The organism is Flavobacterium piscinae (genome assembly GCF_004122145.1).
GTDB classification, from domain to species: domain Bacteria; phylum Bacteroidota; class Bacteroidia; order Flavobacteriales; family Flavobacteriaceae; genus Flavobacterium; species Flavobacterium piscinae.
Genome location: NZ_SBKQ01000006.1, coordinates 19,125 through 41,668, shown reverse-complemented (window position 1 = coordinate 41,668; position 22,544 = coordinate 19,125). Strand labels below are relative to the sequence as shown.

Sequence of the window (22,544 nt, the reverse complement as noted above, 5' to 3'; positions counted from 1 at the left end):
ATTTGATTTTTATGAGTAAACACGATGACAACGATTTAAAGTTAGCCGTTCTGATTGATGCCGATAATGTTCCGTTTAGCAATATTAAAGGAATGATGGAAGAAATTGCAAAATACGGCACACCCACCACCAAACGAATTTATGGTGATTGGACACGTCCGAATGCCAATGGATGGAAGGGTGTTTTGCTTGAAAATGCCATTACACCAATTCAACAATATGGTTATACAACCGGAAAAAACTCCTCGGATTCGGCTTTGATTATTGATGCAATGGATTTGCTTTATTCCGGAAAATTAGATGGGTTTTGTATTGTTTCCAGCGATAGCGATTTTACAAGACTGGCGATTCGATTGCGGGAATCCGGCATGAAAGTGATTGGTATCGGAGAACAAAAAACACCAAAACCATTTATAAGTGCTTGCGACCGATTTATCTTTATTGAAGTATTAGAAGGAGCTAAAAAGAAGAAAACAACTGCCACTTCTACCGATAAAAAGAAAGATGAAAAAATTATGACCAAAATTGATGTGGATACGATTGACATTATCGAATCAAGCATTGAAGATATTGCAGACGATGACGGTTGGGCATTTTTGGGCGATGTCGGTAATTTGATTGTGAAGAAAAAACCTGAATTTGACCCTCGTAATTTTGGCTTTTCTAAGCTTACTCCGTTAATGAAATCGCTTACACATTTGTTGGAAATTCATGAGCGTGAATCGGATAAAAAAGGCATTAAACATGTGTATGTTCGATTAAAATAGATAATATGATTAAATTTTTCAGAAACATTCGATTTAACCAGCTTAAAGAAGGCAAATTTTTAAATTATTTAAAATATGCCGTAGGCGAAATTATTCTAGTGGTTATCGGAATTTTGATCGCTGTAAATATTAATAATTCCAACGAAAAGCGAAAACAGCGAAATTTACAACTTTCCATCTTTAAAATAATTAGTGAGGATATGTCCAGTGACACACTAACAATTTATCAAATGAAAAGAAATTTCACATTTTTAGATAGTGTTTATCAAAAAATTCTATCCGGAAAAATGACGAATGATGATTATTCTTCCTGCGAAGTTTGTGCTAACCTAGTTGGAATGCACAATCCATTTACCATCAAAAACAAGGGTTTTAAAATGTTAGAAAATTATGTGGAAAACGAAACCCAATTAAAAGATTCATTAACTGCTGACTTGCTCATGTTTTATAATCAAATGGATGATTTATTACTCGTCATAAACGAGTATTTAAAAGAAGATGTTCACGAAAATCTTAAAGATTGGAAAGATAATCACAATTGGTTCTATTTAAATCACCAAGAAAGAATTAAAAACGACGAATACCTCACCTATTTGCAAAGTGCAGATTTTAAAAACAAAATTGCCATGCAGCAAGTCCTTGTCATAAAAAACAAAAAAGGAATACTGGATGCTTTCAACAAAAACGCAAAGATTTTAATGCCAAAAATAAAAAAGCGTATCGAAAGTAAATAAAATTACTCCTTTACCAACTCAGCTACATTTTTATATAACAATTCTTTATCGACGGGCTTTGACATGTATTTGTTCATACCGATTTCCATGACACGTTCTTTGGTTGTTTCCATTACATCGGCAGTTAATGCGATAATTGGAATGTTCTTTTTTTGATCTCCGGCTTCACCATTTCTAATGGCAATTGTCGCTTCATAACCGTCCATCACAGGCATTTGCAAATCCATTAGGATCAAATCAAAATGATTTTCTTGCAAGGCAGTAATACCTTCCTGACCATTATTGGCAAAAACAACATGGGTGTTTAACCATTTTTTGGTAATCATTTTGATGACCATTTGATTCATGGCATTATCTTCCACAACCAATATGTTTTTTCCTTTTAAATCATATTCAACAGTTTCTACAACAGGTAATTCTTTCTTCGCTACAACAACCGTTTGATATTCTAGAGATATTTTACATACCGTTCCTTGATCCAAAATGCTTTGAAGATCAACTTTTCCATTGTGTAAATTCGCCAATGTTTTGACTATGTAAAGTCCTAATCCTAATCCTCCGAATTTTCGTTTGTTGTTGATACTTTCTTGGGTAAACGATTCAAAAATCGAATTCATCTTTTCCTTTGGAATGCCAACACCGGTATCAGCAATTGCGATGACCAGTTCAACAAGATTTCCTTTTTTCTGCTTGCCTTCCACTTTAAACGTAACAAAACCATGTGTGGTGAATTTTAATGCATTACTGAGCACATTATTAATCATTTGAGTCAAACGCATTTTATCCCCTAAAATCATTTCCGGTAAATCGGAAGAAATATCTACATTAAAACCAAGTCCTTGATTTTTTGCTCGATACGCCATGTTTTTGGCAATGTGTTCCAGCAGTGGTTTTGGACTAAATTCTTCATAATCTAATTTTAATTCTCCTTTTTCTATTTTCGAAAAATCGAGGATATCATTCACAGAACTTAGAAGACTATAAGAGGAATCTTTAATTAACAAACTGTTTTTTTGTATTGATTCATCTCTTGATTCCTTTGAAATTTCTTTCGATAAATTTAGAATTGCGTTCAAAGGTGTTCGAAGTTCATGGCTGATATTGGAAAGAAAATAGGATTTCATTTCGTTCATTTCTTCCGATTTTTGAAGGGCAACAATTTGCAATTCTTCTCGTTCATCACGCAACTGACGAATAAAATTTGCCATGGAAAGGGAAAGAAAAATCACCTCCATTCCGGTTCCTAATTTTGAACCGTTTTCGGTCATAAAAGTAACCGGAAGCACACCAAAATTTTTCAGAATAAACACTACTAAACCGGCAATTAAAAAGGCTACACCAATCACAAAATACTTGTCAATTTTCTTGGTTTTGCTATAAATTACGACAACAGAGGAAATAATTAAAATAAGTAAAATAAGACCTAGTGCATTGGCTAAAGGATAAGAAAACTGCAACGCTTTTGGATGTATAAACAGAGAAAGCAACAGAATAAAATCTAGAATAAAAATAATGTAAAATGCCTTATTAATAAATGTACTGTACTTTTTTATTTGAAGAAAAACTTGAGCATACCTTCCTAAGAAAAAATTGGCTATACAAGCCGACAGAATTACCGCATTCAAACAAAGCCAACCGGAATTGGGTGTAAATAATTGGTAAAAATAGCCATCAAGTGAAAACTGCAACATACCAATAAACACTACATACAAACTGTAATATAAGAAACTGCGTTCTTTCATTGCGAAAAAGAAGAACATGTAAATAATCGCTGCAATGAGCAGAATTCCATAAAAAATTCCAAAAATTACTTGTTCAAAAGATAATGTTTGCATTAAATTATCCATTGTTCGAAGCATGATACCCGCGTTGATAACTTCGCCATCACTTTTTAAATGCAAATAATAAGAGTAATTCGATTTGGGTTGTAGAATGATTTTAAACAATATCTTACGGTTTTTCAAGCTTCTTTCCATGAAAGGAATTGCATCACCACTTACTTGTTTTGAAACAATTCCGTTTTTATCAATAGTGTAAAATTCAGCCAGATCAACAATAGGTCGACAAGCCTCTAAAAAATATGTTTTTTCGCTATCGGTTTGGTTGTGAATGTCAAACTTTATCCAAAAATGATTGTTAGTAAAACCTAAATCGGTATTTTCATGCGGCAAGTTTTGGAAAACCAATTGCTTGTCAACAAAAATCTCTTCAATGGTAAGCGTTTTTTGTTCTAAATCAGCAATTTGGGCATAAGGATGTAATGAAATTTCATCAATAGAAGAATTTTCATTAATGACAAACTGTGCCTGTAATGGAAAGAAACTGAATAAAAAGAAAAAAGGAAAAGCATAAAAAACGCTAAACGACGGGGCTTCGTAATTGTGTTTCATGTAGGAATTTTTTATTGGTAAATTATCTACGAAAAATAAATTCGTTTGGTTTTTTTGAATTCAAATTTTAACAAAAAAACTCAACTACCTTCACTGTAAACCAACACAATTATATACAAAAAATTTATTTTGAGCTATTTTTTAACTATCGTTGAAGAAGATCAAACACTCAAATAAACCGAAACAAAGTGAGCAATTGTTCCAAAAAGTACAAAGAAATGCCAAATTGAATGGTAGTAAAATTTATGGTCTTTTACATAAAAATAAACCCCAAATGTATAACTCAATCCACCTATTAAAATCCACAGAAAAACAGAAAATGGCATGGTTTGAATCAATGGTTCTATCACAAAAACAATCATCCAACCCAAGGCTAGATAAAGCAAAACGGAGACAAATTTGAATTTCTTAGTTAAGAAAATTTTAAAGATTATTCCAATAGCAACAATAGACCACATAACTCCTAAAAAAACAGTGGCAGTTTTGCTTGGTAAATAGCGAACCATGAGCGGTGTATAAGTTCCCGCTATTAAAAAATAGATGCTGATATGATCTCCAATTTGCAAAATGTCTTTCACTTTGGGGTTTTTTACAGCATGAAAAAAGGTGGAAAACGAATAAACCAACAACATCCCCACACCAAAGGCCAAAACAGAAATGAAAATGGATAATTGATTTTCATTAAACGAATCGATTAACAAAAAAGGCATTGCAATGAGGCAAAACAAAATGCCAACTCCATGCGAAATGGCATTTACAATTTCTTCTTTCCGGGTTTGTTCTCGTTTCATTCGATAATTTTACCAAATTTAAGCAAATCCTTTCAACCTGAAAAAAATCTTTACTTTTGTTGAAAAATATTCTATGCAATTCGTTTTCGCTTCGAACAATCCAAATAAAATCAAAGAAATTCAGTTATTACTTCCCAAAGAAATTAAAATTTTAAGTTTGGAAGACATTGGTTGCTTGGAAGATATACCCGAAACAGCATCCACAATAGAAGGGAATGCCATTCTAAAAGCCAATTACGTTACTGAAAAATATGGTTATACCTGTTTTGCAGACGACACCGGTTTGGAAGTGGAAGCTTTGAACGGAGAACCGGGAGTTTATTCCGCACGGTATGCTGGTCAACAGAAGAATGCTGATGATAATATGAATAAACTGCTTAGTAATTTAGCTAATAAAGAAAACAAAAAGGCTCAATTTAAAACCGTTATTTGTCTGAATTTGAATGGATATCAACACGTATTTGAAGGCATCATCAAAGGTGAAATTATCAACGAAAAAAGAGGTTCTGAAGGTTTTGGTTATGATCCAATTTTTATTCCAAACGGCTATGATAAAACCTTTGCAGAAATGTCAATCGGCGAAAAATCAAAAATTAGTCATCGCGGATTAGCAGTAGAAAAACTAGTTCATTTTCTGAATAAACTATAATTAAAACGAAACGATTTTGAAAATTTTTTAACTCACTTTGCAATAATTCACCTTCATTACTACCAACTACAATAATTTATCTAATTAAAAATCAATAGCTTAACTAATTAGTTTATATCGTTTTTAAAACCTACCTTTGCACCCAATTTAAAATACTATATGAATAAATTTGAACAATTAGGTCTTAACGAATCGCTTCTGCTCGCGATTAAAGACCTCGGATTTGAAAATCCATCAGAAGTGCAAGAGAAAGCGATTCCGGTTTTATTAGAAAGTGAAACAGACTTAGTTGCCTTAGCTCAAACAGGAACAGGAAAAACAGCGGCATTTGGTTTCCCGCTCATTCAAAAAATAGATGCCGATAACCGCAATACACAAGCATTAATTTTATCGCCAACGCGTGAACTTTGTTTGCAAATTACCAACGAATTAAAACTTTATTCTAAATATGAAAAAGGAATAAATGTAGTAGCCGTTTATGGTGGTGCCAGTATTTCTGAACAAGCCAGAGAAGTAAAACGTGGTGCTCAAATTATTGTAGCCACTCCGGGTAGAATGCAAGATATGATTAATCGTGGGTATGTAAATATTTCACAAATTAATTATTGCATTCTTGATGAAGCAGATGAAATGTTGAACATGGGATTTTATGAAGACATTGTAAGCATTCTATCTACAACACCAGACGAAAAAAACACTTGGTTGTTTTCTGCAACCATGCCGGCAGAGGTTTCCCGTATTGCCAAAAAATTCATGCATGAACCGGTTGAAATTACGGTGGGTACAAAAAATTCAGGTTCTGCCACCGTTTCGCACGAATTTTATTTAGTGAACGCACGTGATCGTTACGAAGCTTTAAAACGTTTAGCCGATGCCAATCCGGATATTTTTTCGGTTGTTTTTTGCAGAACCAAACGTGATACACAAGCCGTTGCCGAAAAATTAATTGAAGACGGATATAACGCAGCAGCTTTGCATGGCGATTTATCGCAAGCACAACGAGACAGTGTAATGAAATCATTCCGTAGTCGCCAAATACAAATGTTGGTAGCAACCGATGTAGCGGCTCGAGGAATTGACGTTGATAACATTACACACGTAGTCAATTATCAATTACCGGATGAAATTGAAACCTACAATCACCGTTCAGGTCGTACAGGTCGTGCCGGAAAATTAGGAACTTCCATCGTAATTGTAACTAAAAGTGAATTGCGTAAAATTTCATCCATCGAACGCATCATCAAACAAAAATTCCAAGAAAAATCAATTCCTTCCGGTATCGAAATTTGTGAAATTCAATTATTACACTTAGCTACTAAAATTAAAGATACCGAAGTAGATCATGAAATTGATAACTACTTACCGGCGATTAATGAAGTTTTAGATGGGTTGTCGAAAGAAGAATTAATTAAGAAAATGGTTTCAGTAGAATTTAACCGTTTTATTAGTTACTACAAGAAAAACAGAGATTTATCAGCTCAAAATGCAGGTTTGGAACGACGTGACGAGAGAGCACCTAGAGAAAACACCAGTGGAGCCACTCGTTTCTTTGTAAACATTGGTTCAAGAGATAATTTTGATTGGATGCAATTAAAAGATTTCTTGCGTGACACACTGGATTTAGGTCGTGAAGATGTATATAAAGTAGATGTAAAAGAAGGTTTTTCATTCTTTAACACAGACGAAGAACACACCGATAAAGTAATGGGGATTTTAAACGGAATGGAAATTGAAGGTCGAAGAATCAACGTTGAAATTTCTAAAAACGATGGTGGCGGACGACGTGACCATAACGGAAGAGGTACTAGTGGCGGTGGTGGATTTAGAGGTGAAAGAAACTCAGGTTCACGCAGCGGAGGATTTGGACCAAGAAAAGAAGGTGGAGGAGTTTCAAGAAGCGACCGAAAAGAAGGTGGATTCAGACCACGTAGAGAAGGAGGTTCTTCTGAAAGACCAAGAAGGTCAGAAGGTGACAGACCCGCAAGCCGTTCTTTTGAAGCCGCAAAAAGCAGAAGACCCAGAAGAAGTTAATCGTATTTGTTAATTTTCTTATAATTATAAAGAAACTACAAAATATATTCTTGTGATTTAGTACTTTTAAACCGTTAAATCATGATATGAAATATTTTGTAGTTTTTTTATTATTCTTCACTTATCAACTTTCCGCTCAAGAATCGGAACGCACTGAAAAAGTGACCGCTACTATTTTGAACGACAGTGACTCAAAACCTCTAGCCAATGTTAATATCATTAATCTAAATTCCGTTAAAGGAACCATTACTGATGAAAAAGGAATTTTTGAAATCAGTGCACAAACAAATGATACACTACATATTTCATTAATCGGTTTTCAATCCATTCGCGTTCGGGTTACCAACGATTGGTTAAAGTCAAAAAACACCCAAATTAAATTGACCGAAAAAGCTATAGCTTTGGAAGAAGTAGTTTTAACTCCTTATAATTTAACCGGCTATCTTCAAGTAGATGCAAAACTTATTCCTGTAAACACCAATCAACGTTACGGGATTTCCGGTTTAAATTATGGTTACGAAGCCGGACAATATTCACCAAATGCCTTTAATCGAGTATTGGGATCGATTTTCAATCCAACTGATATGCTTTATAATTTCTTTGGTAATAAACCCCGAGAATTACGGAAATTAAAAGAAATGAAAAAAGACGATACCGTTAGAAATCTTTTGGAATCTAAATATGATCGTGAAACCATTGCAATTATGCTAGGCGTTGATAAAAAAGAAATTCCTGAAATTCTTGAACGCTGTAATTATTCCGAATCTTTTATAAAAACTGCAAATGATTTACAGGTTTTAGATGCCATTAATGATTGTTATGAAGAATATAAAATATTGAAAAGAAAGTAGTTAACTCTTATTTATTTTCTATTTTATTCATCCAATAACGGACAATATGAAAATTGAAAGCTAAAAACTTTCCTTATTAAGATATCTCTCCTCTATCCTATTAATATCTTTAATCGATTTTCTAGCCCAATCAATTCGCTTAAAAAAAATCTCCTCTTCAGTTAATTTCCAACACATATCCGAATTTCTAAGTCGATTGGTCAAATTTTGCAAAATAATAGCTGCTGCAACTGAAATATTTAAACTTTCTGTAAATCCCACCATTGGAATTTTAAGAAAACAATCGGCTTGAGACATTACTTCTTCTGATAATCCGTCGCGTTCCGTTCCAAAAAACAAAGCAGATTTTTTGGAAATATCAAAATCTTCCAATAAACAAGAATCAAAATGCGGTGTAGTTGCCACTATCTGATAACCTTTTGCTTTTAGTGCTTTTAAACATGACTGATTGGATGGATATTGAAATACATCTACCCATTTTTGAGCCCCCATAGCAATTTGTGAATCGATTTTCTTACCATACTTTTGTTCCACTACATGCAATTCCTGTAATCCAAAAACATCACAACTACGCATGACCGCACTGGTATTATGCATTTGATAAACATCTTCGATGGCTACCGTAAAATGGTTGGTTCTAGCTTGCAAAATTTCCAAAAACTTAGCTTTTCTGTTTTCCGTCAAAAATCCCTCTAAATATGTTAGGTATTCAGTCGTTTTTAACTTTTCACTCATACAAAATTGGTTTTTAATTCGTAAGTTGTTATCTTGGCTACATCAAAAAATAAGGTATGACACAAGAAGAATTATTGCCACTAATTTACAAAAAAGACGATAGAGCATTCACACTTTTGTATGATATGTATTCCAAAAGTCTTTTTGGTGTAATTAGTAACCTCATCAAAGATCATGAAGAAGCGGAAGATGTTTTGCAAGACGTATTTGTAAAAATCTGGAAAAACATAGATTCCTACAGCGAGGAAAAAGGAAGGTTCTATACTTGGATTGTTAATATTGCCAGAAACAGTTCTATAGATCGATTGCGTTCCAAAGGTTTTAACAATAGTCAAAAAAACCTATCGGCTGAAAATTTCGTACATCTACTTGATGATAACACGCGACTGAACAATAAAATTGATTCCATTGGAATTCAAGAATTTGTTAAAAAATTAAAACCTAAATGCATTAAGATTATCGACTTATTATTCTTCAAAGGCTTTACCCAACAAGAAGCATCAGACGAGCTCGAAATTCCGTTAGGTACCGTTAAAACACAAAACAGAAACTGTATTAACGAATTAAGAAACTTATTACAAGTATCATGAGTACACAAGAATATATAGAATCAGGGATTCTGGAATTGTATGTTTATGGAAAATTAAACGACTCCGAAAATGAGGAAGTTGTAAAAATGGCCAATCAACATACCGAGATACAGGCGGAAATTGTAGAGATTGAAAACGCGATAGTTTATCTTTCGGGTAGTGTTGCTCCACGTTTGTCAGGCAAAAATTACGAAGCTATCAAACAACAAATTTTTGGAGATACTACCAAAGTTGTTGAATTGAAACCGAAGGAAAAACCAAAATCCGGCCTCAGTCAGTACCTTGGATGGGCAGCAGCAATAGTTTTCCTTGTCGGTGGAGGATATTTATACCAACAACTAGAAGGTAAAAAAGAGGCTATTGTTTCGATAGAAAAAGAAAAAAGCAAATTACAAGAAGCGGTTGTAGATTTAGAATTGAAAAATAAATCAAACGAAGAAGCTTTGGCATTGGTTAGAGACCCGAAAAATACAATTGTTCCATTAGCCGGTCAAGAAGTTTCGCCTACATCATATGCCAAAGTATATTGGAATCAGGAAACACAAACGGTTTTCATTGATGGTGCAGGATTACCTGAACCACCGGAAGGTTATGTGTATCAAGTTTGGGCATTAAAACTAAATCCGCTAACTCCTTTGAGTATAGGGCTTTTGGATGACTTTAAAGGAGATAACAAACGGATTTTTGCAGTTGACAATGTCGTAGAAGCTGAAGCTTTCGGAATTACACTTGAGCCTTCAGGAGGCAGTGCTAGCCCTACTTTAGAACAATTGTATACCTTAGGAAAAGTTTAAAAATAAATCATTTAAGCCCTTTCAAATAGAGAGGGTTTCTTTTTACAGATGAAAAAATTAGTCGTTTTAAGCGGAGCCGGAATTAGTGCCGAAAGTGGTATCAAAACCTTTCGTGATGCAGACGGTCTTTGGGAAGGTCATGACATTATGGAGGTGGCATCACCTTTGGGATGGAATAAAAATCCAGAACTAGTTTTAGATTTTTATAACAAAAGAAGAAAGCAATTACATGAAGTACAACCCAATCATGGACATTCTATTTTAGCTGAATTAGAAAAACATTTTGATGTACATATTATCACTCAAAACGTCGATAATTTACACGAAAAAGCAGGAAGTACAAACGTTTTACATTTGCATGGCGAATTACTTAAAGTTAGAAGCACAAAAAATGAAAACTACCTATTAGATTGGAATGGTGATTTAACAATCGAACACAAGGACCCAAACGGATTTCAATTGCGACCCCATATTGTTTGGTTTGGTGAAGATGTACCAGCCATAGAAGAAGCCATTGAAATAGCAGAACAAGCCGACATTTTTATTGTTATCGGAACATCATTACAAGTCTATCCGGCCGCTGGCATTATGCATTACACAAAACCGGCGACCCCCGTTTTTTATATCGACCCCAAACCGGCAAGCGTGGTTCAATTAGCCAATCCATTAGAAATTATTCCACTTTCAGGTTCTGAGGGAATGATAATGCTGAAAGAAAGGTTATTGCTATTGAAATAACTTTTATCGGTCGAATTTTCTTTTACCTTTTTGCATTAAACTCTATATTTGCAATTCTAAAAATTTCCGATAATTTTCAGATTAACTCAACAACACAACACATGATTGCTCTAAACGAATTAAATGCCATTTCTCCAATTGACGGTCGATACCGTAACAAAACGGTTTCCTTATCAGCTTACTTTTCTGAAGAAGCTCTTATAAAGTATAGAGTTTTAGTTGAAATTGAGTATTTTATAGCTCTTTGTCAACTTCCGATACCGCAATTGGAATCGGTTGATGCAAGTGTTTTTGAAAAGTTGAGGGATTTATACCGTAATTTTTCAACTGAAGATGCCCTATCCATCAAAGAAATTGAAAAAACAACCAATCACGATGTAAAAGCTGTTGAATATTTCATTAAAAACGGATTTGATTCATTAGGTTTAGATAGTTATAAAGAGTTCATTCACTTTGGTTTAACATCGCAGGACATCAATAATACCGCTATTCCGCTTTCTGTAAAAGAAAGTTTTGAAAAAGTATATGTACCACTATTAGTCAATGTTATTTCAAAATTAAAAGAGTTAAGTCAGGAATGGAAAGATATCCCCATGCTTGCACGCACTCACGGTCAACCGGCCTCTCCTACTCGATTAGGAAAAGAATTTGGTGTGTTTGTGGAACGTTTAGAAGAACAAATGCGTCAGTTATTCAACATTCCGTTTGCGGCAAAATTTGGCGGTGCAACCGGAAATTACAATGCTCATCATGTCGCTTATCCTCAATTGGATTGGAAAAAATTCGGAACTCAATTTGTGGAAGAAATATTAGGCCTGCATCATTCCTTCCCAACCACACAAATTGAACATTACGATCATATGGCGGCTTATTTTGATTGTTTAAAGCGGATAAATACCATTTTAATCGATTTAGATAGAGATATTTGGACATATGTTTCAATGGATTATTTCAAGCAAAAAATCAAAGCCGGAGAAATTGGTTCATCGGCTATGCCACATAAAGTTAACCCAATTGATTTCGAAAATTCGGAGGGAAATTTAGGCATCGCAAATGCAATTTTTGAACATCTTTCTGCCAAATTACCACTTTCAAGATTACAACGCGATTTAACGGATAGTACGGTTTTACGAAATATTGGTGTACCAATCGGTCATACATTAATTGGTTTTGAAGCTACATTGAAAGGTTTAGATAAATTGTTATTGAATCCGTCAAAACTGGAAGAGGATTTAGAACGAAACTGGGCTGTGGTAGCCGAAGCCATTCAAACCATCTTACGTAGAGAAGGTTATCCCAATCCGTATGAAGCATTGAAAGGTCTGACTAGAACCAATGAAGTGATGAATCAAAAAACAATTCATGCCTTTATTCATACGTTAAGTGTTTCAGATCAAATTAAAGCTGAATTGCTTCAAATTACCCCATCAAATTATTTAGGAATTTAGTTTTTCATTTGCTTCAAATTAACTTCTTTTTTTGAAAAAAAAGCTGTAGTTTTAAGGCATGGCACAAAACAAAATTTTAATTCTATTTGCTCATCCCTTGTTTGAAAAATCTTTTGTCAATCAGGAGCTTGTTCGTCATATTCCCATTTCAAATCACATTACATTTCATGATTTGTATGAAGAATATCCTGAATTTGACATCGATGTAAAAAAAGAACAAGCTTTGCTAGAAAAACACGATATTATCATTTGGCACCATCCGATGTATTGGTATAGTTGTCCACCACTCTTAAAACAATGGATTGATATGGTTTTAGAATACGATTGGGCCTATGGAAAAAACGGAAATGTATTAAAAGGAAAATCGATTTTTCAAATGATCACCACCGGTGGAGCCAAAGAAAATTATTGTGCAACCGGAAAGGATCGTTTTACCATTCCTGAATTATTAGAGCCTTTTAATCAAACCGCAAAAGTGTGCAAAATGAATTATTTGCCACCTTTTGTAGTGCATGGAACACATAAAATGGATGAAAACGAAACCGTTAATCATGCCAAAAACTATGCTGAATTACTACTTTTCCTGACCAAAAACGAGTTGAATTTTGAAGAATTAAATAAACATTTCTATATCAATGAATGGTTTACTAAACTAAAAACAAATGGATAACGGATTTTTTGTACAAGCCATCATCTATTTAACGTCGGCCATTGTGTGTGTTCCGATTGCAAAAAAATTAGGACTAAGTTCCATCTTAGGCTATCTGTTTGCCGGAATTTTTATAGGTCCGTTTGTGTTAGGATTTATTGGTGCAGAAGGTCAAGATATTATGCACTTTGCCGAGTTCGGTGTGGTCATGATGCTATTTTTAATCGGTTTAGAATTAGATCCTTATAAGTTCTGGAAGATGCGGAAATTTATACTCGGGATGGGTTCGATGCAATTGATTGGAAGTGCGTTTACCATATTTATACTTTGTCAATTGTTTTTAGATTGGTCTTGGCAAACTACTGTGGTAATTGCATTGGCACTTTCACTTTCCTCCACAGCCATTGTTTTACAAACCTTAAAAGAAAAAGGGCTTTCGCAAACCTCGATGGGAAGATCCTCTTTTGCCGTATTACTTTTTCAAGATATTGCTGTGATTCCGATTTTGGCAATCATTCCGTTAATGGTATCCGGAAGCCATGTAGAAACTGATAATTTGCACACTTCTTTGATTGCAGATTTTGATGCTTGGATACAAACCCTGATTGTTATTTTCACCATCGTTGCCGTATATTTTAGTGGAAGATTAATTATCATTCCGGTTCTCAGAATGGTAGCCAAAACCCGTTTGCAGGAATTGTTTACCGCCTCTGCCCTATTATTAGTGGTAGCCGTTTCGTATTTAATGCAATTAGTCGGATTGAGTCCGGCACTTGGAGCATTTTTAGCCGGTGTAGTATTGGCAAATTCTGAATTCAGACACGAATTAGAAGGTGATATTGCCCCTTTTAAAGGATTACTTTTAGGTTTATTTTTTATTGGTGTGGGAGCTTCCATCAATTTTAAATTAATTATTGATAATCCAACTTTTATATTAGTATTTGGTGCCATCCTAACTGCAGTGAAATTTTTAGTGCTGTTCGGCATAGGAAAAGTGTATAAAAAAAGTAGCGACCAAAATTTTCTATTCTCCTTTGGATTAAGTCAAGCCGGTGAATTTGGATTTGTGATTCTGAGTTTCTCCATGCAATTGAATATTTTACCCAATATATTAGCCAATCAAATGATGGCCATTATTGCTTTGAGCATGTTATCCACACCCTTTTTACTTTTAATAAATGAAAAATGGATTGACCCTTATTTTGGAGTAAAAGAAAAAGAAGTGAGAAAACACGATGAAATAGATGAACAAAACGAGGTTATTATTGCAGGTTTTGGTCATTTTGGCAGTACGATTGGTCGTTTGTTGCGAGCTAACGGTGTAAATGCAACCATTTTGGACCACGATTCAGATCGGGTAGATTTACTTCGTAAAATGGGTTTTAAAGTATATTACGGTGATGCCACGCGTTTAGAATTATTAAAAGCAGCCGGTGCTGAAGAGGCAAAAATATTCATTGCCGCCATTGACAACCCGGAAGTCAATTTAAGTGTAGTTGAAAGTTTACGGAAACACTTTCCACATTTAAATATTTTAACCCGAGCCAGAAACCGCGTGGATGCCTACGAATTAATTGATCATGGTGTAACTAAAATTTATCGGGAGACATTGTATACTGCGGTCCATTTAGGTGTGGATGCTTTGACACAATTGGGACATCGAAAATATTCTGCCACACGTCAAGGGCAGCGATTTATTAAATATGATGAGGCAGCCATTCGTAAACTTGCTGCCAAACGCCACGATAAAATGGCTTACTTAGCCACCGTAAAAGATGAAATTGAAATGCAGGAACAATTGCTTAAAAATGATTTACACATCAATTTTTCAGCTTCTGACCATGCGTGGGATAGTGAACATTTGAAAAAACAGATTTCAGAATAATTTGTATAAAAAAACCACGAATTCAATTGAGTTCGTGGTTTAATATTTATGTTTTGTCATTTTATTCTAACAAAAAACTAACATTCACATTGGTTATTATTTCGATTTCTCCAATGGCAAGTGTTTCAGGAATAGCATCCATTGCTTCTGCTTTCATCATTACATTTCTATACATTGGTGGCTGATACATTGGTTGCGAATTATCCGTAATCAAAATCGCTTTACCTACTTTTTGATTCAAAGCTGTTGCAAAATCTTCCGCTTTTTTCTTTGCATCCAAAACGGCTTGTTTTCTGGCAGTTACTTTGTGTTCTTCTATTTTGGAAGATTTAAATTCAACACCAGTGATGTTATTAATTCCCGTATCAACCAATCCCATCATTAATTCATCATATTTTTTGATATCTTTTAAAGTAATCGTAATGGATTGCGATGCCTGAAAATTATGTTTCTTTTTTTCATAATCATACGATTTGTACAGACTTACATTTGTGGTTTGAAAATCGGAAGTTGGAATACCAAATTTTTTGATGTATTTCACCACTTTATCCACCGTTTCATCATTCATTTTTTTAACTTCCGCAGCATCTTTACCGGTGTTTTGGACACCTAGATTGATGACAACTTGGTCCGGAGTAACTTTTACCTTTCCTTCTCCGGAAACAGAAATTTGCGGAACGAGTTTATTTTCTTGTGCATTCATTGACGTTGCGACTAACGTGAGTAAGATAATCATTGACTTTTTCATATTGTTTTGATTTATTGCATTGGTCTATTTCAATTTGTATGCCAAAAGTAATTCGTTTTAAATCTTTCCCATTTTAGCCAAGACAAAAAGAATAATAATCGGAATTGCCAAAAGAATAACCATTAACGTATTTTCTGTCAACATTTGAGGTTCTTTGGAAAGCGTTATCAAATAACCTCCAATGGCACCACCAAAGTGAGCAGTGTGCCCAATATTATCGGTTCTGGATTTCATTCCATAAATAGAATACAATAAATAAACTATTCCAAAAATATAAGCCGGAATGGGTATGGGAATAAAAAACATATACAAATTCATATCCGGTTGTAATAAAATAGCTGAATACAAAATTCCGGTAACAGCTCCCGATGCACCAACCGCTCTGTAATGGTATTCATCTTTGTGAAATTGTAAGGTTAATAAGTTGCCACACAATAAGCTTCCCAAATAAATCATTAAAAATGAAGGCGTACCTAAAAAACTTATAACTACCGGAGCAAAAAAATATAAAGTTAACATGTTAAATGCCAGATGGGCAATATCCACATGCAAAAAAGCAGATGTAATCATTCGAAGGTGTTCTCCCGCACGAATGCTACCTATGTGAAACTCATACTTTCGGAAAAAAAACTGATCGTCAAATGCTTTAAAACTTACTAATGCATTGGCTACGATAATTACAATTAAAGCGATACTCATACTATTATTTTAAAAATGTAAAATTAAGGATTGTTTCTTTACCAATTGTTAAAGCTTGATTTATAAAATTGGAAATTACTGTATATTTGTAAAAATTTTTTGGCATGCAATTCATCGCTTTTATTTTGATTTATCCCCTTCTTTGGATGATTTCCATGTTACCTTTTCGAGTATTGTATTTGCTCTCCGACTTTTTTTTCGTGATTATGTACCATGTAGCAGGCTATCGAAAAAAAACGGTACGAAAAAATTTATTAATTGCATTACCGCATCTTACTGCAAAAGAACGGTTGGAGATAGAAAAAAAGTCCTATCATCATTTGTGTGATTTGTTTTTAGAAATGATTAAAACACTAACCATTTCAGATAAAGAAATGAATAAACGCTTTATTACCAAAAACATAGAGGTGATAAAAGATTTAGAAAAAAAAGGAAAAAGTATTGCTTTAATGACCGGACATTATGCCAGCTATGAATGGTCGATTTCGATGAATAAAAGTTTTAGTTTTCAGGGTTTTGCCATTTACAAGAAAATTGCCAATAGTTATTTTGACAAATTGGTGCGTGATATTCGTTCTAAATTCGGTGCTACTTTAATTACAACCAAAGAGACAATTCCTACTATCGAGGAAAACTTTAAAAAAGGACATTTAGGCATTTATGGTTTTGCCAGCGACCAATCACCTAAAGTATCCAAAGCGTTTCATTGGGGCAATTTTTTTGGTGTTTCAACACCACTACAAACGGGAGCGGAAATGCTTTCGAAACGATTTGATATGAATATTGTTTTCATGCGAATTCGAAAAGTAAAAAGAGGTTTTTATGAAGCCGAATTGGAAATTCTATCTGAAAATCCTACAAGTGTTCCCAATTATGAAATTACCGACTTATTTATGAAAAAATTGGAAGCCCTTATTTTAGAAGCTCCGGAATATTATTTGTGGACGCACAAGCGGTTTAAGTATGTAAAATAAACTACAAAAACCAACCCTTCACCATTTCTTTTTCTAAAACCAAATCGTTTTTATGACGGAAATTGTTTGATTTTCCATCGTATACATACTCATCAGCCCAAGTTGTATGATTTGCTGCTAATTGTTTGATACTTTCACACACAAATTTTATTTCTTCCGTTGTGGTGGTTGGGTGAATCGACATTCGAATCCATCCCGGTTTTTTGATTAAATCGCCTGAAGTAATTTGACAAACTAAATCATTCGAAGTTTCTTCATCCACATGTAATAAATAATGGCCGTATGTTCCGGCACAACTGCAACCGCCTCGGGTTTGAATGCCAAATTTATCATTCAAAATTTTTACCCCTAAATTAAAATGTAAATCTTTGATATAAAATGAAATGACACCTAATCGATTTTTGTGTTGATTGGCTAAAATGGTTAAATTCTCAACCGATTCCAATTGTTCAAAAACATAATCCACCAATTCGTGTTCTCTGTCTAAAATATTCTGAACCCCCATTTTTTCCTTTAACTGAATGGCTAAAGCGGTTTTAATAACTTGCAAAAAACCAGGTGTGCCACCATCTTCTCGATCTTCTATATTATCGATATACTTATGTCCACCCCAAGGATTTGTCCACGAAACAGTGCCGCCTCCGGGACAATCCGGTACATTATTTTTATATAAGTTTTTATTAAAAACCAACACTCCCGATGTTCCTGGACCACCTAAAAATTTATGTGGTGAGAAGAAAATTGCATCTAAATAACTTTCATTATCGGGATGCATATCAATTTCAACATAAGGTCCGGAACAGGCAAAATCAACGAAACAAACCCCATTGTTTTGGTGCATAATTTTGGCTACTTCGTGATAAGGTGTTTTAATTCCGGTAACATTAGAACACGAAGTGATGGAAGCAATTTTAAAACTTCTATCGCTATATTTTTCAACTAGCTTTTTAAATTCATTCAAACAAAAAAGTCCTTCAGCATCAGCAGGAATAACAACTACATCGGCAATTGTTTCCAACCAAGAGGTTTGATTGGAATGATGTTCCATGTGTGAAATAAAAACAATTGGTTTAATCTCGGTTGGAATGTTGGTATATTCTTTTAAATTCTCTGAAACTCGTAATCCTAATATACGTTGAAACTTATTGACTACGCCGGTCATTCCGGTTCCATCCGTAATCAAGACATCATTTTCATTGGCGTTCACATGCTTTTTGATGATGTTTCTGGCTTGATGATACGCCATCGTCATTGCTGTTCCGGAAATCGTAGTTTCAGTGTGGGTGTTTGCTACATACGGACCGAATTCATTCATCAATTTTTCTTCAATCGGACGATACAATCTTCCGCTGGCAGTCCAATCGGTATATACCATTTTTTGCTTGCCAAAAGGCGAAACAAATTCCTGATCAATCCCGATTATATTTTCACGAAATTGTTGAAAATATAATTCCAGTTGAGTGGTTTCTTCCGTTGTAGTCATGCTAAAAATAATTTGGACAAATATACGTTTTTTTGGTAATTTCTCTCTTTAAAACAATTGATCTTCGATTGTTAAATTATTTAAAAATCAGATTTTTTATTCCATTATTAGAGTACATTTGATTAGTGCGTTTTAAACTTTTAAAAGATGACAAAAAACCTACTTCCTTTATTATTGATTTCTTCAATTGCTATTTCTCAAATAAAGAGCAACGTTGAACCGGCTTTTGAATTCTTTTCGAACTATCATCACGTAAGAGATTTTACAATTTCTTCCAATCAAAACGAAGCTTACTTTTCAATAGTGAGTCCGAATGAAAAATTATCAGCTATTGCATATATAAAAAAAGTAAAAGAACAATGGAGCAAACCGGAATTGGTTTCGTTTACCGGAAAATACAAAGATTTAGAACCTTTTTTATCAACTGATGGATTGAAACTATATTTTGCTTCCAATCGACCTTTGACAGAAAGCGGAGAACCAAAAGATTTTGATATTTGGTATGTCGAACGAAAAAACACTAAAAGTGAATGGTCTTCTCCTATCAATGTTGGAAGTCCGATAAACACAACTGCCGATGAATTTTATCCTACCGTAGCAAACAATAAGAACCTTTATTACACCTCTGATTCTGATAAATCCATGGGAAAAGATGATATTTTTATGAGTGTTTGGAATGGTGAAAATTATAAAATTCCGGTTCGTTTAGAGGAAACTATTAATAGCATAGGCTTCGAATTCAATGCATATATTTCACCTGATGAGACCTTTTTAATTTATACAATTTACGGCTCGTCAGATGGTTTGGGAAGTGGTGATTTATATATTAGTTTTAAAGATAATGAAGGTAATTGGAAAAAATCATTCAATTTAAAAGAATTCAATTCAGAAAGTATGGACTATTGTCCGTTTTATGATGCTTCAACCCAAACGTTATATTTTACAAGTAAAAGAAGCCTTCCCGCAACAAAGTCCTTCAAAACTATTGAAGAATTTGAATCAGAAATTCAGAAATACCAAAACGGTTTGAGTAGAATTTATAAAGTTTCATTGAAAGACGTTTTAGAAAAAAATTAAAATCATGAAAAAATTCATAATCCTTTTTCTTCTTTTTTCATCTTTGATTTCTATCGGTCAAACCATTCAAAACAACAATTACGGCACAACTGGATACATTAAAAACGACGGAACTATTCAAGACAGCAATTACAGAACGGTTGGTTACATCAAAGAAAACGGAACGATTCAGAACAGTAATTATTCCACAATCGGTTACATCAAAAACGACGGAACCATTCAAAACAATAATTATTCCTCCGTTGGTTATGTAAAAGAAAACGGAACGGTTCAAAATAACAACTATTCTACTTTAGGTTACATCAAAGACGACGGAACGGTTCAAAACAATAGCTATTCTACCATTGGCTATGCAAAAGGCATCAAAAAGGAATGGGCTGCCGTGGTATTTTTCTTTTTTAAGTTTGAAAATTAATTGCGTTTTAGTTTTTTTCGCAAAAACAAATTCGCATCATTATTAATGGATTGAACATTCCAACCCGCTTGTTCAATAATTCTATCGGTAAATAAGATTCCGTTTAAATGATCTTCTTCATGTTGAAAAATAACGGCTGTAAAACCCTCTACAATTTCTTCTTTGAAATTTCCTTTTAAATCAAAATAAGTGACTTTAATCGTATAATTGCGATACACGTCGCCTCGGTCTTCGGGAATAGATAAACAGCCTTCCATTCCTTTTCGAAGTAATTCTGAACGCCAAATAATTTTTGGATTAATATAAAACTCAAAGGGTTCTCCCGGTTTATCAAAACGTTGCACCCAAAATAAATTCCGATTAATACCCACTTGCGGAGCAGCAATACCAATTCCCGGATTTTCGGGATCTCGCATGGCCAAAAACATGCGTTTCGCAACAATCGGAAGCAATTTATCTTTTGGATGAATATCCGATGAAACTGCTTTCAAAATTTTCAATTCATTCGGTTCTGTAATTTGTATGACTTTAAACATTTGGGTGGTATCAGCTGCCAAAATAAAGTCGCGTTCTTCTTTTGTGAACTTCTGTGAAAAAGTCGCCATCGAAACCAATAAAAAAGAAATCCGAATGAATTTTTTCATTTTACTTAGAAATTACCGCTTTAATTTCATCAATAATACGCAAAGCCAGTGCATCCGCTGCTGCTTGCGTTGGAGCTTCGGTATAAATTCTGATAATTGGCTCTGTATTTGACTTTCTCAAATGCACCCATTCAGTCGCAAAATCAATTTTTACCCCATCAATGGTAGAAATTTGTTCATGTGCATATTTAGCGGTCATCGCCACCAAAATGGCATCCACATCAATCTCCGGAGTCAATTCAATTTTGTTTTTACTCATATAATACTGCGGATAAGAAGCCCGAAGTTCCGCTACCGTAACATCCAAACTCGCTAAATGTGTTAAAAATAAAGCCACTCCTACCAAACTATCACGTCCATAATGCGACTCCGGATAGATGATTCCGCCATTTCCTTCGCCACCGATAATGGCGTTGGTTGCTTTCATCAATTCTACCACATTCACTTCACCTACTGCACTAGCTTGGTATTTTCCGTTATGTTTTTCGGTAATATCACGTAATGCTCTTGACGAAGACATGTTAGAAACGGTATTTCCCGGAGTTTTACTCAACACATAATCAGCCACAGCCACTAAGGTATATTCTTCTCCAAACATTTCACCATCGTTGGAAATAAAAGCCAATCGATCAACATCCGGGTCAACCACAATTCCAAAATCGGCTTTTTCCTTCACCACTAGCTCACAAATATCACCTAAATGTTCTTTCAAGGGTTCCGGATTGTGTGGAAAATGACCGTTTGGTTCGCAATACAATTTCACGACTTCCACGCCCATTTGTTCCAATAAATTTGGAATGATAACTCCGCCTGAAGAATTCACACCATCGACCACTACTTTAAATTTTCGCTTCGCTACTGCTTCGGCATCCACTAAAGGTAAATTCAACACTTCATCAATGTGAATATCCATGTAAGCATCATTAACAATAACTTCACCTAAACTATCCACATCTGAAAAATCAAAGGCTTCTGCTTCTGCAATTTCTAAAATCACTGCACCCTCGGCACCACTTAAAAATTCACCTTTTGCATTCAATAATTTTAAGGCATTCCATTGTTTCGGATTGTGTGAAGCAGTTAAAATAATTCCACCATCTGCTTTTTCCAAGGGAACAGCAATTTCAACAGTTGGTGTAGTTGAAAGACCTAAATCAATGACATCAATGCCTAATCCAATCAATGTATTTACTACTAAATTATGAATCATCGGACCGGAAATTCGGGCATCTCTTCCAATCACCACTTTCAGCTTTCTTCCCGGTTCCATCTTCCCGCCTCCCGCTTTTAAAAATGTGCCGTACGCCGAAGCAAATTTTACCGCATCCACCGGAGTTAAATTATCGCCTACTTTTCCACCAATGGTTCCTCTGATTCCTGAAATTGATTTAATTAATGTCATAAATTATACTTTTTAATTGAAAACAAGGCAAAGATAAAGAATTGAAGTGG

22 protein-coding genes are annotated in these 22,544 nt (G+C 34.4%); 14 read left to right on the top strand and 8 right to left on the bottom strand.

Annotation, left to right across the window (positions count from 1 at the left end):
• Nucleotides 1–11 precede the first annotated feature (11 nt).
• Nucleotides 12–767 carry an NYN domain-containing protein gene (locus tag EQG68_RS06810; RefSeq protein ID WP_129464043.1) on the top strand — a complete coding sequence of 252 codons (756 nt, stop codon included), beginning with the start codon at nucleotides 12–14 and terminating at the stop codon, nucleotides 765–767.
• Nucleotides 768–772: 5 nt separating this feature from the next.
• Nucleotides 773–1,501, top strand: a complete 729-nt coding sequence (locus EQG68_RS06805; RefSeq protein ID WP_129464042.1) for a DUF6090 family protein — start codon at nucleotides 773–775, stop codon at nucleotides 1,499–1,501.
• 2 nt (nucleotides 1,502–1,503) lie between these two features.
• Here EQG68_RS06805 and EQG68_RS06800 read toward each other — a convergent pair whose 3' ends face one another.
• Together EQG68_RS06800 and trhA are read right to left on the bottom strand one after the other, a co-directional pair.
• Nucleotides 1,504–3,891, bottom strand: a complete 2,388-nt coding sequence (locus EQG68_RS06800; protein WP_129464041.1) for a hybrid sensor histidine kinase/response regulator — start codon at nucleotides 3,889–3,891, stop codon at nucleotides 1,504–1,506.
• 161 nt (nucleotides 3,892–4,052) lie between these two features.
• Nucleotides 4,053–4,682: a PAQR family membrane homeostasis protein TrhA gene (gene trhA / locus EQG68_RS06795; protein WP_129464040.1), complete on the bottom strand. Its 630-nt coding sequence runs from the start codon at nucleotides 4,680–4,682 to the stop codon at nucleotides 4,053–4,055.
• 73 nt (nucleotides 4,683–4,755) lie between these two features.
• Here trhA and EQG68_RS06790 point away from each other — a divergent pair, with 73 nt between their 5' ends.
• The 3 genes from EQG68_RS06790 to EQG68_RS06780 all read left to right on the top strand — a co-directional run bounded on the left by EQG68_RS06790 (nucleotide 4,756) and on the right by EQG68_RS06780 (nucleotide 8,213).
• Nucleotides 4,756–5,331: a non-canonical purine NTP diphosphatase gene (locus EQG68_RS06790; protein ID WP_129464039.1), complete on the top strand. Its 576-nt coding sequence runs from the start codon at nucleotides 4,756–4,758 to the stop codon at nucleotides 5,329–5,331.
• Between the two features lie 159 nt (nucleotides 5,332–5,490).
• Nucleotides 5,491–7,362, top strand: coding sequence for a DEAD/DEAH box helicase (locus EQG68_RS06785; protein ID WP_129464038.1), 1,872 nt, complete (start codon nucleotides 5,491–5,493; stop codon nucleotides 7,360–7,362).
• Nucleotides 7,363–7,448: 86 nt separating this feature from the next.
• Nucleotides 7,449–8,213 carry a carboxypeptidase-like regulatory domain-containing protein gene (locus EQG68_RS06780; RefSeq protein WP_129464037.1) on the top strand — a complete coding sequence of 255 codons (765 nt, stop codon included), beginning with the start codon at nucleotides 7,449–7,451 and terminating at the stop codon, nucleotides 8,211–8,213.
• Nucleotides 8,214–8,273: 60 nt separating this feature from the next.
• On the opposite strand, the gene EQG68_RS06775 is transcribed toward EQG68_RS06780, so the two are convergent.
• Nucleotides 8,274–8,948, bottom strand: a complete 675-nt coding sequence (locus tag EQG68_RS06775) for a TrmH family RNA methyltransferase (RefSeq protein ID WP_129464036.1) — start codon at nucleotides 8,946–8,948, stop codon at nucleotides 8,274–8,276.
• A 56-nt stretch (nucleotides 8,949–9,004) separates the two neighbouring features.
• On the opposite strand from EQG68_RS06775, the gene EQG68_RS06770 reads away from it, so the two are divergent.
• From EQG68_RS06770 to EQG68_RS06745, 6 genes are all read left to right on the top strand, one after another.
• Entirely contained in the window at nucleotides 9,005–9,538 is a 534-nt protein-coding gene (locus EQG68_RS06770) for an RNA polymerase sigma factor (protein WP_129464035.1), read from the top strand.
• The gene (locus EQG68_RS06765) at nucleotides 9,535–10,332 is read left to right on the top strand and encodes an anti-sigma factor (protein ID WP_129464034.1); all 798 of its coding nucleotides are present in this window, start codon (nucleotides 9,535–9,537) and stop codon (nucleotides 10,330–10,332) included. The genes EQG68_RS06770 and EQG68_RS06765 overlap by 4 nt, the downstream gene beginning before the upstream one ends.
• Nucleotides 10,333–10,380: 48 nt before the next feature.
• Nucleotides 10,381–11,070, top strand: a complete 690-nt coding sequence (locus EQG68_RS06760) for an SIR2 family NAD-dependent protein deacylase (RefSeq protein ID WP_129464033.1) — start codon at nucleotides 10,381–10,383, stop codon at nucleotides 11,068–11,070.
• A 101-nt stretch (nucleotides 11,071–11,171) separates the two neighbouring features.
• Nucleotides 11,172–12,518 (top strand): adenylosuccinate lyase, encoded by a 1,347-nt coding sequence (gene purB / locus EQG68_RS06755; protein WP_164975406.1) that lies wholly within the window; start codon nucleotides 11,172–11,174, stop codon nucleotides 12,516–12,518.
• Nucleotides 12,519–12,576: 58 nt separating this feature from the next.
• Nucleotides 12,577–13,188, top strand: coding sequence for an NAD(P)H-dependent oxidoreductase (locus EQG68_RS06750; protein ID WP_129464032.1), 612 nt, complete (start codon nucleotides 12,577–12,579; stop codon nucleotides 13,186–13,188).
• Nucleotides 13,181–15,052 (top strand): monovalent cation:proton antiporter-2 (CPA2) family protein, encoded by a 1,872-nt coding sequence (locus EQG68_RS06745; RefSeq protein WP_129464031.1) that lies wholly within the window; start codon nucleotides 13,181–13,183, stop codon nucleotides 15,050–15,052. The genes EQG68_RS06750 and EQG68_RS06745 overlap by 8 nt, the downstream gene beginning before the upstream one ends.
• Before the next feature lie 61 nt (nucleotides 15,053–15,113).
• On the opposite strand, the gene EQG68_RS06740 is transcribed toward EQG68_RS06745, so the two are convergent.
• Complete coding sequence (locus EQG68_RS06740) at nucleotides 15,114–15,800, bottom strand: SIMPL domain-containing protein (protein ID WP_129464030.1); 687 nt, start codon at nucleotides 15,798–15,800, stop codon at nucleotides 15,114–15,116.
• Between the two features lie 57 nt (nucleotides 15,801–15,857).
• Nucleotides 15,858–16,499, bottom strand: a complete 642-nt coding sequence (locus tag EQG68_RS06735; protein ID WP_129464029.1) for a rhomboid family intramembrane serine protease — start codon at nucleotides 16,497–16,499, stop codon at nucleotides 15,858–15,860.
• A 104-nt stretch (nucleotides 16,500–16,603) separates the two neighbouring features.
• On the opposite strand from EQG68_RS06735, the gene EQG68_RS06730 reads away from it, so the two are divergent.
• Complete coding sequence (locus EQG68_RS06730; protein WP_129464028.1) at nucleotides 16,604–17,473, top strand: lysophospholipid acyltransferase family protein; 870 nt, start codon at nucleotides 16,604–16,606, stop codon at nucleotides 17,471–17,473.
• A 1-nt stretch (nucleotide 17,474) separates the two neighbouring features.
• On the opposite strand, the gene EQG68_RS06725 is transcribed toward EQG68_RS06730, so the two are convergent.
• Nucleotides 17,475–18,956 (bottom strand): aminotransferase class V-fold PLP-dependent enzyme, encoded by a 1,482-nt coding sequence (locus EQG68_RS06725; protein ID WP_129464027.1) that lies wholly within the window; start codon nucleotides 18,954–18,956, stop codon nucleotides 17,475–17,477.
• Nucleotides 18,957–19,103: 147 nt separating this feature from the next.
• Between EQG68_RS06725 and EQG68_RS06720 the strand changes: the two genes are divergently transcribed.
• Nucleotides 19,104–20,033, top strand: coding sequence for a TolB-like translocation protein (locus EQG68_RS06720; RefSeq protein ID WP_129464026.1), 930 nt, complete (start codon nucleotides 19,104–19,106; stop codon nucleotides 20,031–20,033).
• Between the two features lie 4 nt (nucleotides 20,034–20,037).
• Nucleotides 20,038–20,448, top strand: coding sequence for a 5-fold beta-flower protein (locus EQG68_RS06715; RefSeq protein ID WP_129464025.1), 411 nt, complete (start codon nucleotides 20,038–20,040; stop codon nucleotides 20,446–20,448).
• Here the strand turns inward: EQG68_RS06715 and def are convergent.
• Nucleotides 20,445–21,092, bottom strand: coding sequence for a peptide deformylase (gene def, locus EQG68_RS06710; protein WP_129464024.1), 648 nt, complete (start codon nucleotides 21,090–21,092; stop codon nucleotides 20,445–20,447). The two genes, EQG68_RS06715 and def, sit on opposite strands and share 4 nt — an antisense overlap.
• Nucleotide 21,093: 1 nt before the next feature.
• Nucleotides 21,094–22,494: a phosphoglucosamine mutase gene (glmM, locus tag EQG68_RS06705; RefSeq protein ID WP_129464023.1), complete on the bottom strand. Its 1,401-nt coding sequence runs from the start codon at nucleotides 22,492–22,494 to the stop codon at nucleotides 21,094–21,096.
• Nucleotides 22,495–22,544 lie beyond the last annotated feature (50 nt).